19 protein-coding genes and 1 pseudogene are annotated in these 22,450 nt (G+C 42.7%); 7 read left to right on the forward strand and 13 right to left on the reverse strand.

From position 1 onward, the window contains the following. Positions 1 to 4: 4 nt before the first annotated feature. Genes ACQ93I_RS07525 through ACQ93I_RS07560 form a run of 8 tightly spaced genes read right to left on the reverse strand, consistent with a single transcriptional unit; the run spans position 5 to position 8,243 of the window. A complete protein-coding gene (locus ACQ93I_RS07525) occupies positions 5 to 1,177 on the reverse strand; it encodes a lactonase family protein (RefSeq protein WP_431697906.1) in 1,173 nt (390 codons plus the stop codon). A gap of 50 nt (positions 1,178 to 1,227) precedes the next feature. Further along, entirely contained in the window at positions 1,228 to 2,094 is an 867-nt protein-coding gene (locus ACQ93I_RS07530; RefSeq protein ID WP_431697907.1) for an EamA family transporter, read from the reverse strand. A gap of 4 nt (positions 2,095 to 2,098) precedes the next feature. After that, positions 2,099 to 2,479, reverse strand: coding sequence for a sensory rhodopsin transducer (locus ACQ93I_RS07535; RefSeq protein ID WP_431697908.1), 381 nt, complete (start codon positions 2,477 to 2,479; stop codon positions 2,099 to 2,101). Continuing rightward, positions 2,479 to 3,663: a D-arabinono-1,4-lactone oxidase gene (locus tag ACQ93I_RS07540; RefSeq protein ID WP_431697909.1), complete on the reverse strand. Its 1,185-nt coding sequence runs from the start codon at positions 3,661 to 3,663 to the stop codon at positions 2,479 to 2,481. Before ACQ93I_RS07540 ends, ACQ93I_RS07535 begins: the two co-directional genes overlap by 1 nt. Beyond that, positions 3,664 to 4,035 (reverse strand): sensory rhodopsin transducer, encoded by a 372-nt coding sequence (locus ACQ93I_RS07545; protein WP_431697910.1) that lies wholly within the window; start codon positions 4,033 to 4,035, stop codon positions 3,664 to 3,666. Position 4,036: 1 nt separating this feature from the next. Next, entirely contained in the window at positions 4,037 to 5,632 is a 1,596-nt protein-coding gene (locus ACQ93I_RS07550; protein WP_431697911.1) for an alpha-amylase family glycosyl hydrolase, read from the reverse strand. Further along, positions 5,629 to 7,269: an alpha-amylase family protein gene (locus tag ACQ93I_RS07555; protein WP_431697912.1), complete on the reverse strand. Its 1,641-nt coding sequence runs from the start codon at positions 7,267 to 7,269 to the stop codon at positions 5,629 to 5,631. The genes ACQ93I_RS07550 and ACQ93I_RS07555 overlap by 4 nt, the downstream gene beginning before the upstream one ends. Before the next feature lie 8 nt (positions 7,270 to 7,277). Continuing rightward, entirely contained in the window at positions 7,278 to 8,243 is a 966-nt protein-coding gene (locus ACQ93I_RS07560) for a TIGR03885 family FMN-dependent LLM class oxidoreductase (protein WP_431697913.1), read from the reverse strand. A gap of 191 nt (positions 8,244 to 8,434) precedes the next feature. On the opposite strand from ACQ93I_RS07560, the gene ACQ93I_RS07565 reads away from it, so the two are divergent. Next, entirely contained in the window at positions 8,435 to 8,902 is a 468-nt protein-coding gene (locus tag ACQ93I_RS07565) for a hemerythrin domain-containing protein (RefSeq protein ID WP_431697914.1), read from the forward strand. Between the two features lie 11 nt (positions 8,903 to 8,913). Here the strand turns inward: ACQ93I_RS07565 and corA are convergent, their stop codons facing one another. After that, entirely contained in the window at positions 8,914 to 9,996 is a 1,083-nt protein-coding gene (gene corA, locus ACQ93I_RS07570) for a magnesium/cobalt transporter CorA (protein WP_431697915.1), read from the reverse strand. Positions 9,997 to 10,111: 115 nt separating this feature from the next. On the opposite strand from corA, the gene recQ reads away from it, so the two are divergent. Next, a complete protein-coding gene (gene recQ / locus ACQ93I_RS07575) occupies positions 10,112 to 12,214 on the forward strand; it encodes a DNA helicase RecQ (RefSeq protein WP_431698118.1) in 2,103 nt (700 codons plus the stop codon). A 121-nt stretch (positions 12,215 to 12,335) separates the two neighbouring features. Here the strand turns inward: recQ and ACQ93I_RS07580 are convergent, their stop codons facing one another. Next, positions 12,336 to 13,121, reverse strand: a complete 786-nt coding sequence (locus tag ACQ93I_RS07580; RefSeq protein ID WP_431697917.1) for a tRNA pseudouridine synthase A — start codon at positions 13,119 to 13,121, stop codon at positions 12,336 to 12,338. Positions 13,122 to 13,246: 125 nt separating this feature from the next. Here ACQ93I_RS07580 and ACQ93I_RS07585 point away from each other — a divergent pair, with 125 nt between their 5' ends. The 3 genes and pseudogenes from ACQ93I_RS07585 to ACQ93I_RS07595 all read left to right on the forward strand — a co-directional run bounded on the left by ACQ93I_RS07585 (position 13,247) and on the right by ACQ93I_RS07595 (position 16,481). After that, the gene (locus ACQ93I_RS07585) at positions 13,247 to 14,323 is read left to right on the forward strand and encodes an AI-2E family transporter (protein ID WP_431697918.1); all 1,077 of its coding nucleotides are present in this window, start codon (positions 13,247 to 13,249) and stop codon (positions 14,321 to 14,323) included. 165 nt (positions 14,324 to 14,488) lie between these two features. Next, a pseudogene (locus tag ACQ93I_RS07590) lies at positions 14,489 to 15,147 on the forward strand (DUF1853 family protein). A 161-nt stretch (positions 15,148 to 15,308) separates the two neighbouring features. Continuing rightward, positions 15,309 to 16,481, forward strand: coding sequence for a hypothetical protein (locus ACQ93I_RS07595; RefSeq protein ID WP_431697919.1), 1,173 nt, complete (start codon positions 15,309 to 15,311; stop codon positions 16,479 to 16,481). 157 nt (positions 16,482 to 16,638) lie between these two features. Here ACQ93I_RS07595 and ACQ93I_RS07600 read toward each other — a convergent pair whose 3' ends face one another. Together ACQ93I_RS07600 and ACQ93I_RS07605 are read right to left on the reverse strand one after the other, a co-directional pair. Next, on the reverse strand, positions 16,639 to 17,142 hold the full coding sequence (locus ACQ93I_RS07600; protein WP_431697921.1) for a 1-acyl-sn-glycerol-3-phosphate acyltransferase: 504 nt from the start codon (positions 17,140 to 17,142) through the stop codon (positions 16,639 to 16,641). A gap of 19 nt (positions 17,143 to 17,161) precedes the next feature. Further along, entirely contained in the window at positions 17,162 to 18,373 is a 1,212-nt protein-coding gene (locus ACQ93I_RS07605; protein WP_431697922.1) for a proline dehydrogenase family protein, read from the reverse strand. A 100-nt stretch (positions 18,374 to 18,473) separates the two neighbouring features. Between ACQ93I_RS07605 and aroB the strand changes: the two genes are divergently transcribed. Then, positions 18,474 to 19,562: a 3-dehydroquinate synthase gene (aroB, locus tag ACQ93I_RS07610; protein WP_431697923.1), complete on the forward strand. Its 1,089-nt coding sequence runs from the start codon at positions 18,474 to 18,476 to the stop codon at positions 19,560 to 19,562. Between the two features lie 89 nt (positions 19,563 to 19,651). Next, positions 19,652 to 19,987, forward strand: coding sequence for a hypothetical protein (locus ACQ93I_RS07615; RefSeq protein WP_431697925.1), 336 nt, complete (start codon positions 19,652 to 19,654; stop codon positions 19,985 to 19,987). 209 nt (positions 19,988 to 20,196) lie between these two features. On the opposite strand, the gene ACQ93I_RS07620 is transcribed toward ACQ93I_RS07615, so the two are convergent. Next, a complete protein-coding gene (locus tag ACQ93I_RS07620) occupies positions 20,197 to 22,227 on the reverse strand; it encodes an aconitate hydratase (RefSeq protein ID WP_431697926.1) in 2,031 nt (676 codons plus the stop codon). Positions 22,228 to 22,450 lie beyond the last annotated feature (223 nt).

Genomic DNA, 22,450 nt, shown 5'->3' on the forward strand with positions numbered 1-22,450 from the left:
GCCTTTAGCGGGTCAAAAATTCTAATGAAACCGGGGTTTTTGAAGCTACAGGCTCTCCTTTTTGTTCCAATGTTCCATCTTCACCTATTTTAAATACTGAAATATCTCCTGAATCCTGATTGGCGGCATATAAAAAGGCTCCATCGGGGGAAATGGCAAAATTTCGGGGGGTTTTACCGAGGGTAGAAGTGAAATTTGGATTGCTCAGTGCTCCTGAAGCAGCATCTATCTCATAAGAGACAATGCTGTTGTGCCCCCGATTGGAAGCGTAAAGGAATTTCCCTGAAGGATGCAAATGAATATCAGCACCCGAATTATTTTCTGAAAAATCTTCGGGAAGGGAAGAAATATTCTGAATAAGTTCAAGTCCCCCATTTTCCCGCACCTTAAAAGCGCTTACACTGCTGTTGAGTTCATTAATTGAATAAGCAAAACTGCCATTTTTGGAAAGTGTAAAATGCCTGGGGCCGGCACCTTCATCCAGGGCTGCAAAAGCCTGCTCTCCCGGAACTAACTTGCCTTCGTTTTCATCAAAATCATAGATCCAGATTTTATTATTGCCCAAATCGGCAACGTATGCGTGCTTATTATCAGCCGAAACAGTGACCGAATGAGCATGAGATCCTTCCGGATTTTCAAGATCTATTCTCTGCTGTTTCTTCAGAATGCCATTTTCATCTACTTTGAACAGCATTACTACTCCGCCAGAATAATTCGCTACAAAAACATATTTACCAGATTCATCGGTCGTCACGTGAGCCGGCGCAAAGCTTTCCGTAGAAAGTCTGGAGAGTTCTTCTAAAGAGTCATTTTCATTGATCTTGTAAGAATAAATAAACCCCGATTCAGCATCTCCGGGGCCTAATTCGCTCACTGCAAATAGCAGCTTCCCATCTTTTGAAGCCTTTACAAACGAAGGATTAGTCACTTCAGCAACCGTTTTGCCCTCCTTGAGTTCGCCCGTCTGGCTGTTTTGGTAAAGCGTATAAATACCTTTGGCCTTCCCGTCTACATGGCCCTCTTTTTTAGTGTATGAACCCACAAAAATTGTATTCATAGTTTCAGCTTTTGGATCATTGGGAGTAACATCATTTTGGGATTGGTTTTTCCCCTGGTTGCAGGAGGCAAGGCTAGCAACAAGGCCAGCTGCCAGAAATTTGATGGTTGAAATTCTCATAATAAGGTTTGTTTAAAAGTAAAACTTTTTATGAGAATCTTCGGAATTATTTAGGAAATGGCAATAATGAAAAGACCGGTAAGAATAATGCTAATCCCTATTATCCTGTTCCTGAAGTTCTTCTTTTCATTCAGAAAAAAAAAGGCATAGAGAATAATAAAAACAGCGCTCGACCTTTTAATCGTGACCACGTAAGGCACCAGGATAAGCTGAAGCGCAAACATGTGGGCCAGCACACTGGTGGTCCTGAAAAAACCAACCATGAACAGCGGGCCTTTGCGGTTCCTGATTTGTAGCCAGGGTTTCTTTGACTTCCACAGCAAAATAGGAACGAGGTACATCAGGATCGTAAAATCTTTAGTGAACGCCCAGAAAACAGGTGAAGTCTCCTCCACTCCTATTTTGTCAAGGTTGGCGGTGATACTCCAGATGAAAGCCACGCCAAACATATATCTTGCTCCCTGATTCTTCAGCAGGGAAACGAAGGGCGAAAATACCTTTTTTGGATCCTCACTCAAATTGGAAATATAAGTCCCCACCACAATAAGTACAATCCCTATCAACCCCAATGCATTAGGAAATTCGCCCACCATTATGGGAGAAGTGATGAGCATAAACAGCGGCGTCAAAGTAATAAGCGGAAGCGTCACCGAAATTTCGGACCTCTTGATAGCTTTAAAATACAGTAAAATCACCATTAGCTGCAGCAAAGAACAGCCAAGTAGCGCCCACAAATAGCGTGTGGAAATAGATTCAAACCCGAAGTAGAAAACCACCGGGATCAAAAGAAGGCTTTGTACCAGGTGCATAGAAAAAGCCGCCGTGTATTCATCTATGTGATGAAGGTTGTGCTTACTGGTAATATCCTTTAAAGCTTCAGAAATAGCGGTTCCAAAAGCCAGTAAAAATCCTAGCATGCTGTCATTTTTTGTCGGCCGGGAAAGCCATAGTTCCCATGATCGCATTTGCGTTTTGGCCGGTGTCCATTCTGCTGAATTGCACTACCACAGGGATGTTTGATCGAACATAGCAGCCATAATTTCTCTCCAGCGCAACTGCTTCGGGGTCTATAAGGTCGTTGATCCTGATCTTTCGGAGGCGTTGCGGCTTTATTTTTACTTCATAAGTGCCCACAGGCGCCTGATTCCTGTAAAATATGAAGATCTCGATATTTGCTTCTTCTTCGGAAGTATTAAGTACCGAAATTTTATCGTGGCTGTTGAACACAGGTTCTTCTCCCGTAGAATCAAACGGAATTCTTCCGCCGGAAAAAGCCCAGTTAAGTTTCCCGATTTTCCTCATTATTCAAAGTTAAAGAGTTCATTCATATAAGGTGTCAAAAAGGTGCTTTTAGGATCAAATTTTTTCCTGGTCTCCTGAAATCGATTCCAGTGAGGATAAAGTTCCTTAAGCTGCTCTGCCTTTAAAGTGTGCTTTTTGCCCCAATGCGGGCGCCCGCCGTACTTCAGAAAGATAGGTTCTATAGCCTGAAAATATTCCCAAAACCTGAGGCCGGCATTGTGATGAAGCGAAATAGTAACAGATTCCCTCTCACTCATGGGGCTTATAAGTGCGTCATCCTTTTTTATGGTGCGAATAAGGAGCCTCCAGGCAACAGTACGCCTCCATTTTTCCTTTACCTGCTTTCTCACTTCAATAAAACACTCCATCGCTTTTTCTTGCGGAAGTACATATTCCATTTCATCGAATTTGAGGTGGCGCGCCCGTGGCAGGATCTCATGGCTGGGCCCTTCTCTCTCCAGTTCCAGGCTGCCATAGGAGATTTCGGGCATCTTCTCTTTTTCGGTATTCATGATCCTGATTTTACAGAGATCTGTTCTGGGGTACCAGTAAAAGTCGAAATTCCTGTTTTTTTTGAGCTCCTCAAAATTGTTCATGCAATCTTTAAAAGAGACACAATATTCTTTCCTGTAAAGCTGGTAAGCGGGCTCCAGCTGAAGTCTCATTTTAAGGAATATTCCGCAGGACCCCATTGAAACCTGCAGTGCCCGCATGGTCCCGGCATCGGTATCGCGATTTACTTCCACAATCTCTCCCTCGCCATTAACCATTCTCACACCGTAAAGCATTGCCGAAAGGTTGGGAAGTTCTTTCCCTGTGCCGTGAGTGCCAGTGCCTATAGCCCCGGCAAGGGTTTGCACATCTACATCCCCGGTATTGTGCATGGCCAGCCCGTATCGAAAAAGGTCTTTACCGGCCTCCTTTACCGTCATACCGGCCGGTACAGTAGCCCGGTGGGTTTTCATATCGGGGTCTTCAACGCCTCTAAAGTGTTTCAGCGAAAGCAGGTAATCTTCTGTCTGCACCAGGGGTGATGAAGAGTGGCCGGCACCTACAACCCTCACTTTTTTACCTTCCGAAGTGGCTTTTTTGACCAGGGTGCAAACCTGTTCTTCGCTCTCGGGAGTAACAATTTCTCCTGGGCTAAAAACCATACTTCCACTCCAGTTCTTAAAGATTTCCATTTATTCTGAATAGGCTATAGTCGTCAAAAGAGCATTTTCGGCTTGTCTTGAATCGAGCCTTGTGTGCTGTACCACAACAGGAATTGAAGATTCGATCACACAAGCATAATCTGTCCCCAGGGGTACGGGTTCAGGTTCTTTGAGATCATTAAACCGTAAATGTTTGGTGCGCTGAGCTTCTACAGTCACTTTATAAGGCCCTACAGGATCTTTATCAGCAAAGAAAATAGTGAGCTCAACCTCTGCAGTTTCATTAGAAGTATTTAAGATACAGGCTGTTTCATGGCTAATGAATTCCGGTTCCTTACCTGTGCCATATTCGGGGATATAACCTTCGGCAATAACCCACGTCTTTTTTCCCAGTGTTCTCATCTTAATCTAATTTTATTAAAAGCCCCTGGTTTGCGGCTATGGTTATTTTTTGATTCAGTTTTTCTCCTTCAAGTTCTGTATGCGTGGCAATCTTTACTGTGCCCTGCCATTGAAACTCAGGCTCAAATATTTCTTCGGAAGCTCCAAGGTTCAGCACAATGAGAAATTTTTCCTGTTCGTATTCCCTGAGGTACGCCAAAAGATTTCCATTTGAAGGCACCGGATTATATTTCCCGATGTGTAGTGCCGGTTCCTTTGCCCTCAGCTCAAGAAGTTTCCTGTGAAGCTGCAGCATAGAACCCTCTTTGCTCCATTGTTTTTCTACATTTAGCTCCCGGTAATTTTCCATAAGCGGAAGCCATGGCTCTCCTGTTGTAAAGCCTGCATTTTTAGAATCATCCCACTGCATAGGCGTGCGTTCCGGATCACGGCTGCGTCCCACTCCGGGTTCATTAAGTGCCTGCGGGTCCTGTATCTTTTCCTTCGGAATTTCAACATCTTCCATTCCCAATTCATCTCCGTAGTAAATGGTAGGCGTTCCCCGAAGGCTCAATAAAAGCATGGCTGCAACCCTCGCCTGCTCCTTCCCTACCCGGCTTGCAATTCGGGAATTGTCATGATTTCCCAACACCCAGTTGGGCCAACCATGTTCGGGCAGCGCACCTTCGTATTCACTTATCGCAGCTTCAATTTTTGCAGCATCCCACGGCAACTGCAAAAGCTGAAAATTGAAAGGCAAATGTGCCCCGCGATTATCTTCGCCATAGTAACGAACCAGCTTACTAATGGGCAGGTAAATTTCTCCAATTAGCAATCTTTCATCATAATCATCTATTACCCTGCGCATCTTATGTACAATGTCATGAACCTCGTCCTGATCTGTTGAAAAAGCCGGAATTTTCCTGCTGTAGGAGTTCATCTTATCATTATAATCGGGGTTAGGAGGATCATCTCTAAACTGATCATCTTTTACCATATGCCACATCACATCTACTCTAAAACCATCTACACCTTTTTCCAACCAAAATCTCATCACGTCTAGCATGGCTTTTTGTACTTCAGGATTGCGCCAGTTAAGATCGGGCTGTTCCTTTAAAAAGGCGTGGTAGTAGTATTGCCCCGTAGCTTCATCATATTCCCAGCCCGGGCCGCCAAAAACACTCAGCCAGTTATTGGGAGGGCCACCGTCGGGAGCGGGGTCTTTCCAGATATACCAGTCCCGTTTCGGGTTATCTTTTGAACTTCTGGATTCCCTGAACCATGGATGTTCATTGGAGGAATGATTGGGAACCAGGTCAAGGATAAGTTTCATTTCCCGTTCATGGACTTCCTTTAAAAGATCATCAAAATCTCCCATATTTCCGAAGAGCGGGTGAATCCCGGTGTAATCGCTTACATCATAACCAAAATCGGCCATGGGAGAAGGATAAATAGGAGAAACCCATACCGCATCAACTCCAAGCTCTTTCAGGTAATCGAGCTTCTCTATGATTCCGCGCAGGTCTCCTACCCCATCCTGGTCGCTATCTTTATAAGATCGCGGATATACCTGATAAATTACTCCTTTATGCCACCACAAATAATCGTTGTATTTCATAAGTAGTTATGTTTCTTGTGCATCCATCTGTACCCGTAAGGTGTTAACTTCACCTTCTGATTTTTTGGATCAAATTTTTCATATCTAATATTTCCGAAGACATCAACAACATTTTTAAATTCTTCTTCGTCTACCTCAAGTTTTATTGTTATTTCTTTTCCTGAAAAATTATGAAATGCTATCCCCATTCCTTTATCAGACTTTGAATAATATCCCAGCACGTGAGGATCTCCGGTATCAATAATATGACTGCGACCCCAACCAAATTCAGGAAATTCCTTCCGATAATCTATAGCTTTAGAGATCCAGGTAAGAAAGGAATCGGGATCTCTTAATTGATCACTAACATTAACTTTTTCGTACCCGAATTCCCCTCCAGAAATGACATTTCTAATAAGGTTTTCTGTAGGTGCATTAGAGAACCCGCCGTTTTGCTCGTTGGCCCACTGCATTACAGTGCGAACGCTTGAGCGGCCTTCCATAGAAAGGTCCTCTCCCATTCCTATCTCTTCGCCATATCGCAATACCGGAGTGCCGGGTAATGTGAAGAGAAGGCTGTGCGCCAGCTCCATTTTTTGACGATTGTTATCCAATATTGGAGCTAATCTCCTTCTAATTCCGCGGCCAAAGATCCGCATGTTCTCCTGGGGCGCAAAAGCTTTAAATACTTCTTCTCTTTCGTTCTTGCTTAGCTTGTCAAGATTGAGTTCATCATGATTCCGAAGAAAAGTGGCCAGCTGCTCTTTTTCTGTAATTTCCTTCGGCATGCGTTGTAAGGCCCTGGCAAGCGGTGTTGCCTCTTCCCGGGCAAAAGCCAGGTACGTGAAGTTGTTGACATAAAAATTGAAGAGCATATGCATCTGGTCTTCGTTCCCCAGATATTTATTGTACTGGTTTGGATCAAGGTCAACTTCAGCCAGTAAAATGGCATCAGGTTTCTGGGTTTCTACAAATTCCCTGAAGTTACGGAAGATCTCGTGCGGATCTCCTTCAAAATCCATCCTGCCCTTTTCCTTGAACATGTGAGGTGCAGCGTCAATCCTGAAGCCCGAAACTCCCATTTTTAACCAGAAGTGCATGATCCTGAAAATCTCTTTTTGTACCTGCGGATTAGCAATATTGAGGTCTGGCTGATGCGGATAGAAGGAATGGAAATAATATGCTTTTGCAGTGCGGTCGTACTTCCAGCTCGTGCTCTTTTCACCCTCTTCGGCCATCATATTGGGCGCAGGATCTTCGGGCTTTTCATCTACCCAAATGTAGTAGTCCCGGTATTTTGAACTTTTACTTTTACGGGATTCCTGAAACCAGAAATGCTCACTTGAAGTGTGGTTTACAGCCAGATCTATCAATACCCTAATGCCAACTTCTTCGGCGGCATCAATCAACTGAGCAAAATGCCCCAGGTCACCCAGTCGGGGATCTATCTTGTAGTAATCTTTGACATCATAACCATTGTCGCGGTTTGGTGTATCAAAAATTGGCAGGAGCCAAAGGCAGGTCACCCCAAGACTTGACAGATAGGGAAGGGCATTTTTTAAGCCTTCAAAATCTCCGGTCCCATCACCATTAGAATCTTTAAATGTTTCAACATCCAAAGAATAAATCACCGCATTTTTATACCAGAATTTATTCATAGTTAAGACTATTGCTGTTGAAAATTAGGAAGTACTTCTTTCTTGAAAAAGTCGATATAATCTTCTTGTTGGGTATTGACGTTGTGAATCACGATCTTTTCGAACCCCAGTGCTTCATACTCCCTGATCTTTTCGATAAAAGTATCTGCATCATTCCCTACAATCACATGCTTCTCCACATCTTCTTTTCTCGTATTCTGCCCCATGGCATCAAATTTTTCGGGACTGTCTATATCGGCAATGACCTTGCTGGGATAAATATTGTTCTTCCATTGTTCCCAGGCACCATCAAGTGCTTCCTGGCGAGTGGCGGCATAAGAGATCTGCACCTTTAAAGCCATAGGTTTATTTTCACCTCCTGTGCCTCTAAAAGCTGCTATCATTTTTTCAAGTTCCTTTTTAGGTTTAGAAATAGTAATCATACCATCTGCCCACGAAGAAAGCCAGGCGGCAGTCTTCTCGGTTATGGCGGCACCAAAAACTGTGGGAATTTGAGTAGGTTTGGTAAATAATTTTGCCCGTTCAAGCGTGAACATACCTTTGTGATTGAGGTAATCATTCTCCTGCCACAGGCGCTGCATAACCTCTACCGATTCACGAAGCCTTTGGTTCCTGTCTCTTTTTGCAGGCCATTTTTCACCCGTAATATTCTCATTGAGCAACTGCCCGCTCCCCGAGCACAGAAAGAACCTACCCGGAAACATTTGATCGAGGGTTGCCACGGCCTGGGCAATAATAGCGGGATGGTATCTTTGGCCGGGAGCATTTACAATTCCAAATTCAAGATTGGTAGCCTGCATGGCCGCTCCCAGCCAGCTCCAGGCAAAGCCGCTTTCGCCCTGGGTGTCACTCCACGGATGAAAATGATCTGAAGACAATACTGCTTTAAAGCCTGCATCTTCAGCTTTTTGTACGAGCTTGAGTAAGTGTCGGGGTGTAAATTGTTCGTGGGAAGCGTGAAAACCAATTTTCATAAAATCAGGGTTTATTTAAAAAAGAATTACTGCTTTCTCCTAAATTATAAAGGTTTACAGGATAAACAGGATTTTAGTTATTAAAAAAAAGATAAATTGTCATCTTTCATTAACATCATCTAAAGAACATGACTATGGTCATACTCTTCCGGGTATCATAAGGTTAGCTTTGCATCCTAATCACAAAGATCATGGACAAACCTATACCAATTAAGAGGCACGAAGCTTTGAAGCCACTTAGCAGAGATCATCACCACGGATTATTATTGTGCTGGAAGATTAGAGAAGGATTAAAAAGAAAGATCGAATTAGACCGGATAAAAAAGTATACTGACTTTTTCTTTACTTCTCAACTAAGGCCACATTTCAGGTTTGAAGAATCCGAAATATTTCCTCTTTTAGGAGGTAGACATTCCATGAGCACAAGAGCCATTAATGAACACTCCCGGCTGGAATTTTTATTTAAAGAGGAAGCCAGTGAAGAGACATTCCATTCCATAGAAAAAGAACTGAACCGGCACATCAGGTTTGAAGAGCGGGAGCTATTCAGGGAGTTGCAGGAAACCGTTACAGAAGAGAAGCTTCAGAAAATAGCAAATAAAGAGGAAGAAATCATCACCCCCGATCCCGATGACTGGAGCGATAAGTTCTGGCAGTAAACCTTAAAAGCTTAAAGCCACCGCTTTCGTCTAAAATAAAATAGCATCCCTATAATTAAAAAGAACATCGCAACCAATAAAACAGGATAACTGTACTTGTATTGGAGTTCGGGCATGTATTCGAAGTTCATCCCATAGATCCCGGCAAGAAAAGTTAGCGGAATAAAGATAGAAGCCATAATGGTAAGAACTTTCATGACTTCGTTCATTTTATTGCTTATCGTGGTCATGTACATATCCATTAGGCCCCAGGTCATTTCCCTGTAGATCTCAATATTTTCTGAGACCTGCAGCATGTGATCATATAGATCGCGTATGTAATTGAGGGTTTGCTCCTGTATAAGGTCATGATCTACTTTTTCGATACGGCTTACCACCTCCCGCAAAGGATTTACAGCGCGCCTTATTCTTAACATAGTGCGTTTTAATTCCTGGATCTCAAGTATGGTGTCATCTTTAGGTTGTGCATCAAAAAGCCGTTCTTCCATGGCTTCTATTTTATCGCTCATATCGTCTACAACTATAAAATAGTGGTCTACAATAGCATCTAAAAGGGCAAAAACAAGATAGTCTGCACCCCTGCTTCTTATGCGGCCTTTCGCCTGAGAAAGTCTCTCCCGCACCCCATTAAAGACATCTCCCCCGGCCTCCTGGAAGGTGAGCACATAATTCTTGCCCAGAACCATGCTTATATGTTCGTTTTCCAGCCGCCCATCTTCCCGAAAGTATAGCATTTTTGCTACTATAAAGAAGTAATCTTTGTATTCATCTATTTTAGGGCGCTGGTTAGTATTCACAATATCTTCAATGATCAAAGGATGTAGGTCGTAATACTTTCCAATCTTTTCAATCTCTTTTGTATTGCTGAGTCCGTCGATATTGATCCAGGTAGTACGATCTTCTTCCTCAAATTGAAAAGCATCTTCGGGGTTTTTTGAAGTAAACCTTTCATAATTGTCGGCATTGTAATCTATCACTTCGAGTAACGTTTCTACCTGCTCTTTACGCCCCACATAAGTAACGGTTCCGGGGGCCTGGTGAAGTGCCTGGTTTGATCTGGGCCTTTTAGAAAGGTAGCGGGTTCTTTTAACCATAGAAGAATATTTTTTTAAATGTAAGAATTTCCGCGTACCTGTAGACTGTGAAAAAATGTTGTATTTAACAAGTTCCGGGCATTGGGCATTGGCTTGCTTTCATTTTATTTGCATAATGGTTGAAGAGGCAAAATTAGTAGGCACATTAAAGGAATATTTTGGTTATGACAGTTTCAGGCCACAGCAACGGGAAATAATCGAGGCTGTTTTTGAAGGTCGTGATAACCTGGTGATCATGCCAACAGGTGGCGGAAAATCTATTTGTTTTCAGCTTCCTGCCATTTTGCTTCCGGGTATTACTATTGTGATCTCTCCGCTTATCGCCCTTATGAAAGATCAGGTAGATGGTCTTACCGCTAATGGAATTTCCGCAGCATTCCTCAATAGCAGTCAGAAAGAACAGGAGCAGCAGGAGATCTTCAGAAAGATTGAGAAAAATGAGATCAAACTTCTTTATGTAGCGCCCGAAAGTCTTCAGTATGTAGACGCTGTATTTTCTGCGGGCAATATCAGCCTAATTGCTATTGATGAAGCTCACTGTATCTCCAGTTGGGGGCACGATTTCAGGCCGGCATATACTCAGCTGGGATATCTTAAAAACCGGCATCCTGAAACTCCTGTGATCGCTCTCACTGCCACAGCCGATAAAGCCACGCGCCAGGATATTTGCGATCAACTCAATATTCCGCACGCCACTCATCACCTCTCTTCTTTTGATAGAAAAAACCTGAGCCTGGAAGTACGTCCCGGCACCAAAAAATTTGAGCAGATTCTGGCATTTTTGAAAGGTAGAAAGTCTGAGAGTGGTATCATTTACTGCTTAAGCCGGAAAAACACTGAAGAACTCGCAACCAAACTCAGGGAGAAAGGCTACAAGGCCGAAGCTTATCACGCCAGATTATCACATAATGAAAGGAACCAGATTCAGGAGGATTTCATCAATGACAATAATGACATTATCTGTGCTACTATTGCTTTTGGGATGGGTATAGACAAATCTAATGTGCGTTGGGTGATACATTATAATATGCCAAAGAACCTTGAAGGTTACTATCAGGAGATTGGCCGTGCCGGGCGTGACGGATTACCTTCTTCTACCCTGCTCTTCCACAGTTATGCCGATGTGGTACAGCTACAGAAGTTTGCTGAAGGTTCGGGGAACGCCGAGATCCAGCTGGCGAAACTGGAACGCATGAAACAATATTCTGAAGCTCTTAGTTGCCGCCGAAGGATTTTGCTAAGCTACTTTGGAGAAATTATTTCGGAAGATTGTGGCAACTGCGACGTGTGTAAGAATCCGCCTGAATTCTTTGACGGTACCATACTTGCCCAAAAAGCCCTTTCTACGGTTTACCGGCTCAAGGAACAGGAACCAATTTCTATGGTCATAGATGTGCTGCGGGGAGCCCAAAACGCACAGGTGCTCGAAAAAGGCTATCAAGCCCTCTCAACTTATGGCATTGCCAGCGATGTGTCCTGGAGAGACTGGCAGCAATATATTATCCAGTTGATCAATCAGGGATGCCTGGAGATCGCATTTCACGACCAGAACAAGATCAGGCTCACAAGCCTTGCCAAAAATGTGCTTTTTGAGCAGGAAAAAGTTTCCCTGGCCGATGTCACCCAGGCCGAACTCAAGAAACAACCTGTCGTTGCCGAAAAGGCTTCAGAAAATACCCTTTTTGAGAGGTTAAGAAAGCTGAGGCTCGAACTATCCAGGGAAGAGGACATCCCGGCATACCTTATTTTTAATGATGCCACCCTCAAGGAAATGGAGAAAGAACGCCCAATGACCGATGAAGATTTTATGCAGATAAGTGGGGTTGGACGTCAAAAAATGCAGAATTACGGGTACCGGTTCATCAAGGAGATTATTGCCCACAGCAAAGAAAAGCGGGAGAAGAAAACCCGTAAAAAAGGCAATACTTACAAAGAAACCCTCAGGTTGTATCGGGAAGGAATGAGTATTGAAGAAATGGCGCAGGCAAGAAACCTGGCTGTCACCACCATTTTTTCCCACCTTTCTAAACTTTATGAAAGCGGCGAAGATGTGGAATTGAAAAAATATATTTCAGAAGGAGATCTCGAAGCAGTCCGCAAGGCACAAAAAGAACTTGATAATCCTGATACTCTAAAATCCTACTTCGAACATTTTAAAGAAGAAATGGACTACGGAACCATTCGGGTAGCACTAACGATATTGAATAAAGAAAACTGAAGTTAGAAGTACGAACTTAGAAGTACGAACTTAGAAGTGTGAAGTCCGAAATTAGACCGCGCAACCCGCAACTCGCAACCTGCAACCCAATTTCGCAACTCGCAACCCGCAACCCGTCCCTTCACTCAAAATCCACTTTGTTTAAGATGAGTCCGCTGCCGGGGGCGATATAGTTCATGGGCATCTTTACGTCCGGTGCCAGGCTTCTTTCTATGTCGGCAATAGAAAATTCGCCTCTTCCCAATTGTACCATGGCTCCCATTATTAACCTTATCTGGTTGCGCAAAAATCCCGTTCCGGTAACTTTTAGCAGGTAAGATTTATCGGGAAAAAAACTTGCGGTGATCTTTGTATTCAGCAAAATTTCGCAGGTATCAATCTCACGTTCTACTACAGTATGCGGTGTGGGTTTGGTGCAGTAATTATGAAAGGAATGTTTCCCTTCAAAAATATGGGCGCCCTGCATCATGAGGTCAACATCTAGATTTTCAGGAAATGTGGCCATAAGAGGTGCTGCAAAAGGATGACTCTTTCTTCCGAAGGAAAACAGGTACAGGTACTCCTTTTTCTTTGGGTGTTGAATAATATTGAAAGCAGCATCAACTTCTTTAATGCTTAGTGCGCGGATATCTGGAGGCAGATTCTGGTTGAACAGCACCAGGAAATCGGCCATATTCTCCAAAGGTTCGTGATCTATGAATAATTCAAAAGCCGACTCATGTGCAGAGACCATGGCATCGGTTCTGCTGGAACCCAGGACTTTGAAGTGGAGCTCCCCTAAAACAAATTTGAGGGTCTTTTTCACGAGGCCTTCCACAGTTTTTAAGCCCGGTTGTCTTTGCCATCCATGCAGCCTGTACCCCAAATACTGTATCTTAATTAGGTAGTAGTAACGCTGTTGCTTCACAATTTCAGTTTGTACGAATTTAAAGCAAAAACTCCTCATGAGCCCCATGAACAAAAGCTTTGTTCAAAAAGTCTTTAACTTTTAGTTAGAATAGATTGGGCTGCTGATTTTGTACCTTCACTTTTATGGAACAATTACGCAACTCTAAGGGGAAACAAATACTTCTTTATGGAACATTAACCATACTCGCTTTGTACTTCCTGTTTCAGGGGCTGGCAGATGCAAGTGGCTTTCTCATTCCGTTGACCACAGCCGTGATTCTCTCTCTTCTCATGATACCACTTTGCAGGAAGATGGAAAAATCATTTATGAATCGGATGTCCTCTTCCCTGGTAAGCACTTTCATTATTTTCCTGGCTTCCATAGGTTTTTTCGCCATTATATCAATGCAGGTGAAAACGGTGGTAGACGACTGGCCAAAGATCAAGGAAACAATGGCCCCGAAAATCGAACAGGTGAAGGCTTTTTTACTGGAGCACACCCCGCTGGAGCAGCAGGATATTGAAAGTTCTGAAAAAGGCAGCGACGTTCCTTTTATGAGCGAAACTTCAAATGCAGGCAAAAAAGCTGCTTCTTTTCTCAATAATGCCATCAGTTTTTTTGGTGACTATCTTATCACCTTTATATATATCTTCTTTCTGCTAAACTACAGGCACCGGTTTAAGCGTTTTTTGTTACTACTCTTCCCCGACTCCCGAAGGCATGAAGTAAAAGATATTATTGAAAATTCGGCTAAAGTCACCCGAAAATATCTCGTAGGTAAATTAATTCTCATCGGATTTTTAGCAGTTTTATACGCCGTAGGCCTCGGAATTTCGGGCGTTAATAATTTCATTTTAATCAGTATCCTGGCGGCTGTACTTAGTCTTCTTCCTTACATTGGTAACATTGTAGGGTTTGGGTTGGCCTTGATCTTTGGATATCTTGTATCTGGAGAAACTGGCGTTCTTATTGGGATTATGATCACTTTTGCAGTGGCGCAATTTGTAGAAAGTTACATTTTGGAGCCCTATGTGGTAGGCGACCAGGTAGATCTTCACCCTTTCTTTGTGATACTGGCAGTAATTATTGGCAGTATGGTGTGGGGCATTCCGGGTATGGTGTTATCTATACCTATCCTCGCTATCATTAATGTGTTTAGTAGTATTTCTCCTCTAAAACCTTTTGGTTTCCTGCTGAGTAAAGACGATGATAAAGATTAAATGGAATTCACTACAGCCCAACAATTTGAAGGATTTTTAAGTACTTCTGAAATCTTTACTGAAAATGCCATTTTTGACTACCCGCTCTACCGCACCACCGGTTTTACTGCGGGTAAAAATCTTCCTGCTGTCTCTGCACCCACGGCAACAGTACTGGGAAAGCGGATGGAGCACTTTTTTGCCTGTTATATTTCTCATTTTACTTCGGAAGAAGTTGTACTTCAAAATCAGCAGATCATTCAGAATAAAGAAACCCTGGGAGAGCTCGATTTTCTGCTGAAAGAAGCAACTACAGGACAAATTTCTCATGTAGAATTGATCTTTAAATTCTACCTCTACGATCTCGACACTGGTTTTCAGAAAAAGACCATTTAATAGGTCCTAATAAGCGCGACAGCCTTAACCGAAAGCTGGAAAGGCTTCAAAAAAGGCAATTCCCGTTGCTGTTTAAGGAAGCTACAAAAAATATGCTTCAGGCTTATGAAGTAGATCTGCAGCAGGTGGTTCAAAAAATGTGTTTTAAAGCTTCCGTTTTTCTTCCGAAGAAATTGGAGCCTTCAGCTTTAAAAGATATCAATCCAGATTGCATTGCCGGTTTCTGGATAAGAGCTTCAGAATTCACTTTTGAAGACTATGGAGAAAATACCTTTTTTAGTCCGAAGAAGAAGTTCTGGCCGGTACTTCCGGAGCACAACAACACCTGGTATTCTTTTGAATACATTGCAACGCAAATCGCTCCCCTTCTTACCGATAAATTCTCTCCTCTACTCTGGATGAAGACTCCTAACGGCAGCTACCAAAGGCTGTTTGTGGTGTGGTGGTAATTTCTTAGCAGAAAATTAACGGCTAAACCTAAGCTCATTAAGGAAAAATTATGACCGACAGCCCTATGGCTTTTTTGGCATCTTAGTATCTTAAGTACGCAATTATAAATCAAGGAAAAAACCCGATTCTAGAGGAGTTTTTCCGTAAAAACCGACAGATCATGCCAATTTTGACAAAAGAACAATTTGAGGACTTAGCAAAATTTGACAGCAATCCTTGCGTCTCAATTTTTATCCCTACAGTAAGGGCCGGAAAAGACGTTCTCGAAGAAAAGGACAAGATCAATTTAAAAAGTCAATGGAAAAAGGCCGTTGAGGAACTTAAAGCAATGGGATACCCCCAGGATAAGATAGAAAAGATGGGGAAGCCGGTGAACGACCTGATGGACGACAGTGATTTTTGGCGACATCAAAGCGACGGACTCGCACTGTTCCTTGCTGACGGATTTTCAAAACAGTACACCTTACCCATCTATTTTGAAGCCTTCACTTATGTGGCCGACCATTTTTATTTAAAGCCGCTGGTGCCTATGTTTAATGGAGATGGAAGATTTTACTTGCTCCACTTACAGCTGGATGAGGTAAAACTGTATGAGGCCACTCAATATTCTATAGGAGAGGTTAAGATCGATGATCTTACTCCCAATCAACTCGAAGACCGGGTTGGGTATGATTACGAAGAAAAGAACAGCAAGCACAAAACCCAAAGAAATAGTGTGGGCGCAAACCCACAGGGCACTTCTACCCAACATGGTTATGAAGCCGCAAGCAGGGATCGCAAAAATGAGATTTTACGCTTCTTTAGGGCAGTAGATAAGGGAATTTATGAAATTCTGCACAACGAGAGTGTTCCGCTTATAGTTGCCTGCCAGGATTCTTATTTTTCAATTTACCAGGAAGCCAGCCGATATAAAAATCTATATCCAAAACCCGTACCCGGAAACCCTGAAGCCGATCACAACAGTATTTTTAGTCTGCATGCAGCGGCACTGGAAACTCTTGAGCCACACTTCAGGAAAGATAGAGAAGATAAAATGAAGCAGTTCAATGACTTGAACCCTTCCCGAACATCAACCCAGGTTTCAGAGATCATTCCGGCTATTTTTGAAGGAAAGGTCGATACGTTGTTCCTTCAGAACCGCGAAGACATTTGGGGAGATTACAATGAGAAAATGGCTTCGGTAGATGTTCATGATGAGAAAAGAAACGGCAGTGTTTCATTGATGAACCTTGCTGCTGTAAAAGTACTTCAGCAAAACGGAAAAGCTTATCTCATAGAAAAAGAGTTTATGCCGAACAAGGATTCTAAAGTAAACGCTGTTTACCGATACTAGTATCGATCTTCAGCAAACTTTCTGATTAAAAAAGCTGCCTTAAAAGCTTCCGCCAAACTTTCTGAAGAATTTAAAAATCATATGATTTAATCTTCAGAAGTAAATAACCTAAAACAGGTTTAGATTGGCAATAATGGCTTTTAAGGCAGCTTTGTATTTATGTGTAGTGGGCAATTTTGCCGGTAACTTCTTTGTAGAAATCTTTGATCTTAATAAAATCCTGCTCCTTATCACCTGAGGGATACAAGGGGCCCGAAACTTTTACACTTTTACTGCCAAAGTCGAACGCCACCATAATGATAGGCACTTCGGCTTTTTTAGCGATATAGTAAAATCCGGTTTTCCACTCCCCTACTTTTTTTCTGGTCCCTTCGGGAGCAATTGCCAGACTAAATTCTTCCCTCTCATCGAAAAGGCTTGCAATAGCTTCAACTTTCTTCTGTCCCGGAGTTCTGTCTAAAGCGGTACCGCCCATCCATTTGAAGTACCACCCAAATGGAGGCTTAAATAATTCTTTTTTGGCTACAAATTTAATGTCTACACCCAGAATCCGTCGCACCAGGAGCCCCAGATAAAAGTCGTGCCAACTGGTGTGCGGCACCACAATAACCACTGCTTTTTTGAGATTGGCGGGCCAGCTTCCGTAGAATTTCCAACCCATGATCTTAAAGTATATAAATTTAGCCAGCCAGTTCACTCTCCCTATTGCTCTTGGTGATCTCTCCTGCCCTTCTTTTTCTCTCTTCGTAAAGTAGGCCCAATTCCCTTCCGGTTTGACCTTTTACCGAGGTATTTTCTTCGGCTCTTCGTATTAGGTAAGGGACAACTTCCTTAACAGGCCCAAAAGGTACCAGCTTTGCCACATTATAACCGGCTTCTGCAAGGTTATAGCTAATGTGTTCACTCATACCAAAAAGCTGTGAGAACCACACCCGCTCATTATCTTTTTCAATGCCCTTATCTTCCATAACCTGCAAGGCCAGGTAGTTACTCATCTCGTTGTGGGTACCAATAAACACCGAAATATCTTCTAGATGAGCCAAACAGTAAGTAAGCACCCCATTATAATTTACATCGGTAGCTTCTTTGTTCTCACAAATAGGTGACAAATATCCCATTTTTGAAGCCCTTTCATTTTCCTTTTCAAGATATGCCCCGCGAACTACCTTGGCTCCCACAATAAAGCCCTGTTCTTTAGCGCGGCTGTGCAGGTCTTTGAGATATTGCATCCTGTCCCAGCGGTAGCACTGTAATGTGTTGAAAATTATTGCGCGTTCACGGTTGTACTTGAACATCATTTCTTCCATAAGTACATCGGCAGCATCCTGCATCCAGCTCTCTTCGGCATCGGCAAGAAGGCTTACCCCCTGCTGGTATGCCTCTTCACAAATCTTGTTAACCCTGTTTTTCACCCTCTGCCACTCTTCTTCCTCTTCAAGAGAAAGGTTTGCGTTGGCAGAGACTTTTTGCCAAAGTTCAAAACGTCCAATTCCCGTAGGCTTAAAAACAGCAAACGGAAGCTCGTCTCGTTTAGAAATGAATTTCACGATATTGGTCTTACGTTCAATAGCCTTTTCGAATTCACTCTCTTTCTCCTTTCCTTCTACGGAATAATCGAGAATGCTATGAAGGTTTTTGCTGTACATTTTTTCTATGGTAGGAAGGCAATCTTTTTCGGTTACCCCTCCACAGAATTGATTAAAAATGGTCTTTTTAATAAGCCCCTCTACCGGCAAATGTGCTTTAAGAGCAAGGTTGGTCATTGCAGTACCTGTTTTGACCAATAGTGGCCGGTCAATCATCTCAAAGAGAAAGATTGCACGGTTTAATTCTGAATCAGTTTTTAGTTTAAAAGCTGTCTCAGTATCATTAAATATCTTCTGTGTGATCATTTCTTAAAATTGGGTTTACAAAGATAATTATTGGATGGAGATAGTTAGGATTTTTCTCCTTATTTTCGAAGCCTTTAACGTGTATTTATTAAAAGGATCCATGACTAAAACCTCTACAGAATCTCCCGTACTTTTTAACCAAAAAGGATATGACCATTTTCATGAATTTTTAGGGCAGGAAAACTTTACCAAAATCTTTATTCTGGTAGATTCCAACACCCATGTTCACTGCCTTTCTTCCTTTCTTCAAAAACTCGAAACCCAGCTTGAAGTTGAAGTTTTGGAAATTGAAGTTGGTGAGGAAATCAAAACTATAGAAACCTGTAGTTCTTTATGGGAAGCATTATCAGACCTTGGAGGAGATCGCAAGAGCCTTTTGGTCAATCTTGGCGGAGGTGTGGTGACAGATCTTGGTGGTTTTGTTGCGGCAGCCTTTAAAAGAGGTATTGCCTGCGTTCACTTCCCTACTACTCTGCTCTCTATGGTTGATGCAGCTTTAGGCGGAAAGAACGGAGTGAACCTTGGTGCATTGAAGAACCAGGTTGGCATTATTAGAAAACCGGAAATGGTGGTTATAGATATGTCATTTTTGGAAACCTTGGCATCTAGTGAAATGCGCAGTGGGCTCGCCGAAATGCTGAAACACGGATTAATTGCTGATGAAGATTACTGGAACCGTCTAAAATCTCTAAAAGATCTTGACCTTACAGACCTTGAAGGCCTGGTTAAGGAATCTATAGTGATCAAAGAACAGGTAGTAGCACAGGATCCTTTAGAAAAAGGCTTACGTAAAAGTCTGAATTTTGGGCACACCCTGGGCCACGCAATCGAATCTTACTTTCTTGAAAGTCCTGCAAAACAAAAATTATTGCATGGGGAAGCCGTTGCAGCAGGAATGGTTTTGGCTGCCTATTTATCGACAGAGCTTGAAGGTTTCCCGAAAGAAAAAAGAGATGAGATCAACCTTGTCATCCACTCCATTTATGGAAAAACCGATTTTACGGAGGAAGATCAAAAAAAGATCATCGACCTGTTGAAATTTGATAAAAAAAATGAGGGAGGAAAAATAAATTTTGTTCTTTTGCGACAAATTGGAGAACCGGTAATTGACCGGGAAGTACCGAATACATTAATCCATGAGGCTTTCAGGTATTACCTTACTCCTCAGGAAGATGCACAATCAGAGTAAAGAATAGAGTTTAAATTTTTTATTTATTTTAACGGTGGCGGAATTATGAATCATTATTTTCGCTTAGAAGGAGGCCTTAAAACTTACTTATGAAAAGAATCATTGTTGATTACAAAAAGCTTACTCCCGAAATTTTGGGATTATTGGTTGAGAAATATCCTGACGGGTATGATGATGATCAAATCATCTCTTTTAAGAATGCAAAAAACGAAACAGTTGAAGCTGTAGAGGTAAGAACCGAAGACAGTATTTACCTTGTCAAAGTTAGTACCCGTCTTGAAAATTCCATGGCGAACTATGATGAAGAAGACTACGATGATTCAGATTTCAATGAACCTATTGTAGACCTTCCAGAAAAGAATGACGATGTGGAAGAAGACATGGATGATATGGATGCTGAAGAAGATGATTCCGAAGATATCTAAAAGAACCTAAAAAAGGAAAGCCGCCAGTGTTAATTACTTGCGGCTTTTTATTGATAGTATAGCCCGGATAAAACCGGGCTTTTTTATTCATAGGGGGGTAAATACCCCGAGGCTTGCCTCGTTAGTAAATGTTGTAAAGTTTGAAAACGTGTTCCACTAAAATGCTCCGTGGGCTTGCCCCGGAGAAATTTACTTAGTAATTTCTTTTTCTATTTTACCTGCTTTCTGGGATTATCGGTAACAGTATTCTCTTTTACAGCATTCACTTCCCGGTTTTTGAGTTGTTCCTTAAACTCATTGATGATTCCACCTTTAAGCAGCACCTGAATTTGCCTGTCACTCATACTGTGCCTGGTCTCAATTTCAACATTCTCGCCATCCTTCTTGTTGATCACCACCCGAATATTGTTCCTGTTCTTCACGTCTTCACGTAAATTTAAAAGGCTAACTTCATCTCCCTGCTCAAACTTGTCGTAGTCGGCAATATCAATGAATTCTAATGGCAATATTCCGAAGTTAACCAGGTTCTGCCAGGCAATTCGGGCATAAGAATTAGCGATCACCGCGATTTGCCCAAGATATTTTGGTGCAAGCGCTGCATGTTCCCGGCTCGACCCCTGTGCATAATTGTCCTTGGCAACCACTATATGTCCGCCATGACTTTCTTTTGCTTTTTGCGCCCTGTCATAAAAGGTGTCATCAATTACCGAATACGAGAATTTGCTTATTTCGGGTAGATTACTTCTAAAAGGAAGTACTTCTGCCCCTGCTCTTAAGATCTCATCGGTGGAGATGTTATCGCCCATTTTCAGCAAAACAGGTACATCACAGGCCTCTCTTAACGGCTCAATATATGGTAAAGACTTAATGTTGGGTCCTTTTTTAAGTTCTACCTGCGATCCATCTTCTGCCGGTGCAACCAGCATCATGGTATTGATGAGTTCTTTTTCGGGATATTCATACTTCGGGTATTTCATATCGTAAAGCTTCTCAAGGTCACGCGGATCTGTGATCTTTCCGGTTAAAGCTGAAGCCGCTGCAGTCTCGGGGCTACATAAATATACCTGGTCATCTTCCGTTCCCGAGCGGCTCGGAAAGTTTCGGGGCATTGTTCGTAAACTAATGGTATCTGACGCCGGTGCCTGTCCCATACCTATACATCCCATACAACCCGATTGATGGAATCTCGCTCCTGCTGCAATGAGCTTTTCAAAACCTTTATTGGCAATTAAATTTTGTATTACCTGCCTTGAAGTGGGATTAACATCAAAAGATACTTCTTCCCTGGTGGCTTTACCATCTACAATGGCTCCTGCCACCCAAAAATCCCGAACTCCCGGATTTGCCGATGATCCTATCACCACCTGTCCAATTTCCATACCTTCTACTTCTCTTACCGTTACCACATTCCCGGGGCTTGTAGGCTTGGCAATAAGTGGCACGAGATCATCAAGTATAATTTCATCTTCCAAATCATAACTACAACCTTCATCGGCTACCAGTTCGATCCAGTCTTCTTCCCTGCCCTGACTTTTAAGAAATTTTCGTGTCATTTCATCGCTCGGGAACACAGTGGTAGTAGCGCCCAATTCGGCACCCATATTAGCAATTACATGCCTGTCCATGGCGCTCAACTCTGCAAGTCCGGGACCATAATATTCGATCACCTTCCCTACTCCGCCTTTTACATCATATCGGCGCAGCATCTCCAGGATCACATCCTTTGCACTCACCCAGTCGGGCATCTTTCCGGTGAGCTTTACTCCCATAACCTGTGGCATTTTCACAAAATAAGGTTGGCCCGCAATTGCTGCAGCCACGTCAAGTCCGCCTGTTCCAATGGCAAGCATTCCCAGAGACCCGGCTGCCGGAGTATGAGAATCTGATCCTACCATGGTCTTTCCGGGTTTTCCAAAACGTTCCATATGTACAGGGTGGCTCACTCCATTTCCCGGCCTGCTGTACCAGATACCGAATTTTTGAGACGCCGATAGCAAGAAAGCGTGATCATCGGCATTTTTAAAGTCGGTTTGTAACAGGTTGTGATCCACGTACTGCACGGCGACTTCAGTCTTTGCGCGATCCAGCCCCATGGCCTCCAGTTCCAGTTGCACCAGGGTTCCTGTGGCATCCTGCAGCAAAGCCTGGTCTATTTTGATTCCTATCTCCTTACCCGGCGACATTTCGCCCTTCAGAAGATGTTCTTTAATTAGTTTTTGGGTAACGTTAAGCTTAGACATTTTTCGAAGATTTTATTCCTTTTAAATTATCAAATTTCCTACGGAATGCTGGGTGGTTTAACAATATCTTATAGTTCAGGTTCTTAACTTTTATTTTAGAATAGAAAAGGACTACCCGAAAAGCATCTTCCATATACGTTTGCCGGAACTTTTAAGGCTCATTAGATCCTAAAAATTGAAGCCAACGCGAAAATACTTCAGGGAATAGTCCCGTCCTGCAATC

It is taken from the genome of Salinimicrobium sp. WS361 (assembly GCF_050750585.1).
Classification (GTDB): Bacteria; Bacteroidota; Bacteroidia; order Flavobacteriales; family Flavobacteriaceae; genus Salinimicrobium.

Coding starts and splice junctions, on each gene's coding strand:
- ACQ93I_RS07525 (WP_431697906.1), bottom strand. CDS start 1,177: ATGAGAATTTCAACCATCAAATTTCTGGCAGCTGGCCTTGTTGCTAGC.
- ACQ93I_RS07530 (WP_431697907.1), bottom strand. CDS start 2,094: ATGCTAGGATTTTTACTGGCTTTTGGAACCGCTATTTCTGAAGCTTTA.
- ACQ93I_RS07535 (WP_431697908.1), bottom strand. CDS start 2,479: ATGAGGAAAATCGGGAAACTTAACTGGGCTTTTTCCGGCGGAAGAATT.
- ACQ93I_RS07540 (WP_431697909.1), bottom strand. CDS start 3,663: ATGGAAATCTTTAAGAACTGGAGTGGAAGTATGGTTTTTAGCCCAGGA.
- ACQ93I_RS07545 (WP_431697910.1), bottom strand. CDS start 4,035: ATGAGAACACTGGGAAAAAAGACGTGGGTTATTGCCGAAGGTTATATC.
- ACQ93I_RS07550 (WP_431697911.1), bottom strand. CDS start 5,632: ATGAAATACAACGATTATTTGTGGTGGCATAAAGGAGTAATTTATCAG.
- ACQ93I_RS07555 (WP_431697912.1), bottom strand. CDS start 7,269: ATGAATAAATTCTGGTATAAAAATGCGGTGATTTATTCTTTGGATGTT.
- ACQ93I_RS07560 (WP_431697913.1), bottom strand. CDS start 8,243: ATGAAAATTGGTTTTCACGCTTCCCACGAACAATTTACACCCCGACAC.
- ACQ93I_RS07565 (WP_431697914.1), top strand. CDS start 8,435: ATGGACAAACCTATACCAATTAAGAGGCACGAAGCTTTGAAGCCACTT.
- corA (WP_431697915.1), bottom strand. CDS start 9,996: ATGGTTAAAAGAACCCGCTACCTTTCTAAAAGGCCCAGATCAAACCAG.
- recQ (WP_431698118.1), top strand. CDS start 10,112: ATGGTTGAAGAGGCAAAATTAGTAGGCACATTAAAGGAATATTTTGGT.
- ACQ93I_RS07585 (WP_431697918.1), top strand. CDS start 13,247: ATGGAACAATTACGCAACTCTAAGGGGAAACAAATACTTCTTTATGGA.
- ACQ93I_RS07595 (WP_431697919.1), top strand. CDS start 15,309: ATGCCAATTTTGACAAAAGAACAATTTGAGGACTTAGCAAAATTTGAC.
- ACQ93I_RS07600 (WP_431697921.1), bottom strand. CDS start 17,142: ATGGGTTGGAAATTCTACGGAAGCTGGCCCGCCAATCTCAAAAAAGCA.
- ACQ93I_RS07605 (WP_431697922.1), bottom strand. CDS start 18,373: ATGATCACACAGAAGATATTTAATGATACTGAGACAGCTTTTAAACTA.
- aroB (WP_431697923.1), top strand. CDS start 18,474: ATGACTAAAACCTCTACAGAATCTCCCGTACTTTTTAACCAAAAAGGA.
- ACQ93I_RS07615 (WP_431697925.1), top strand. CDS start 19,652: ATGAAAAGAATCATTGTTGATTACAAAAAGCTTACTCCCGAAATTTTG.
- ACQ93I_RS07620 (WP_431697926.1), bottom strand. CDS start 22,227: ATGTCTAAGCTTAACGTTACCCAAAAACTAATTAAAGAACATCTTCTG.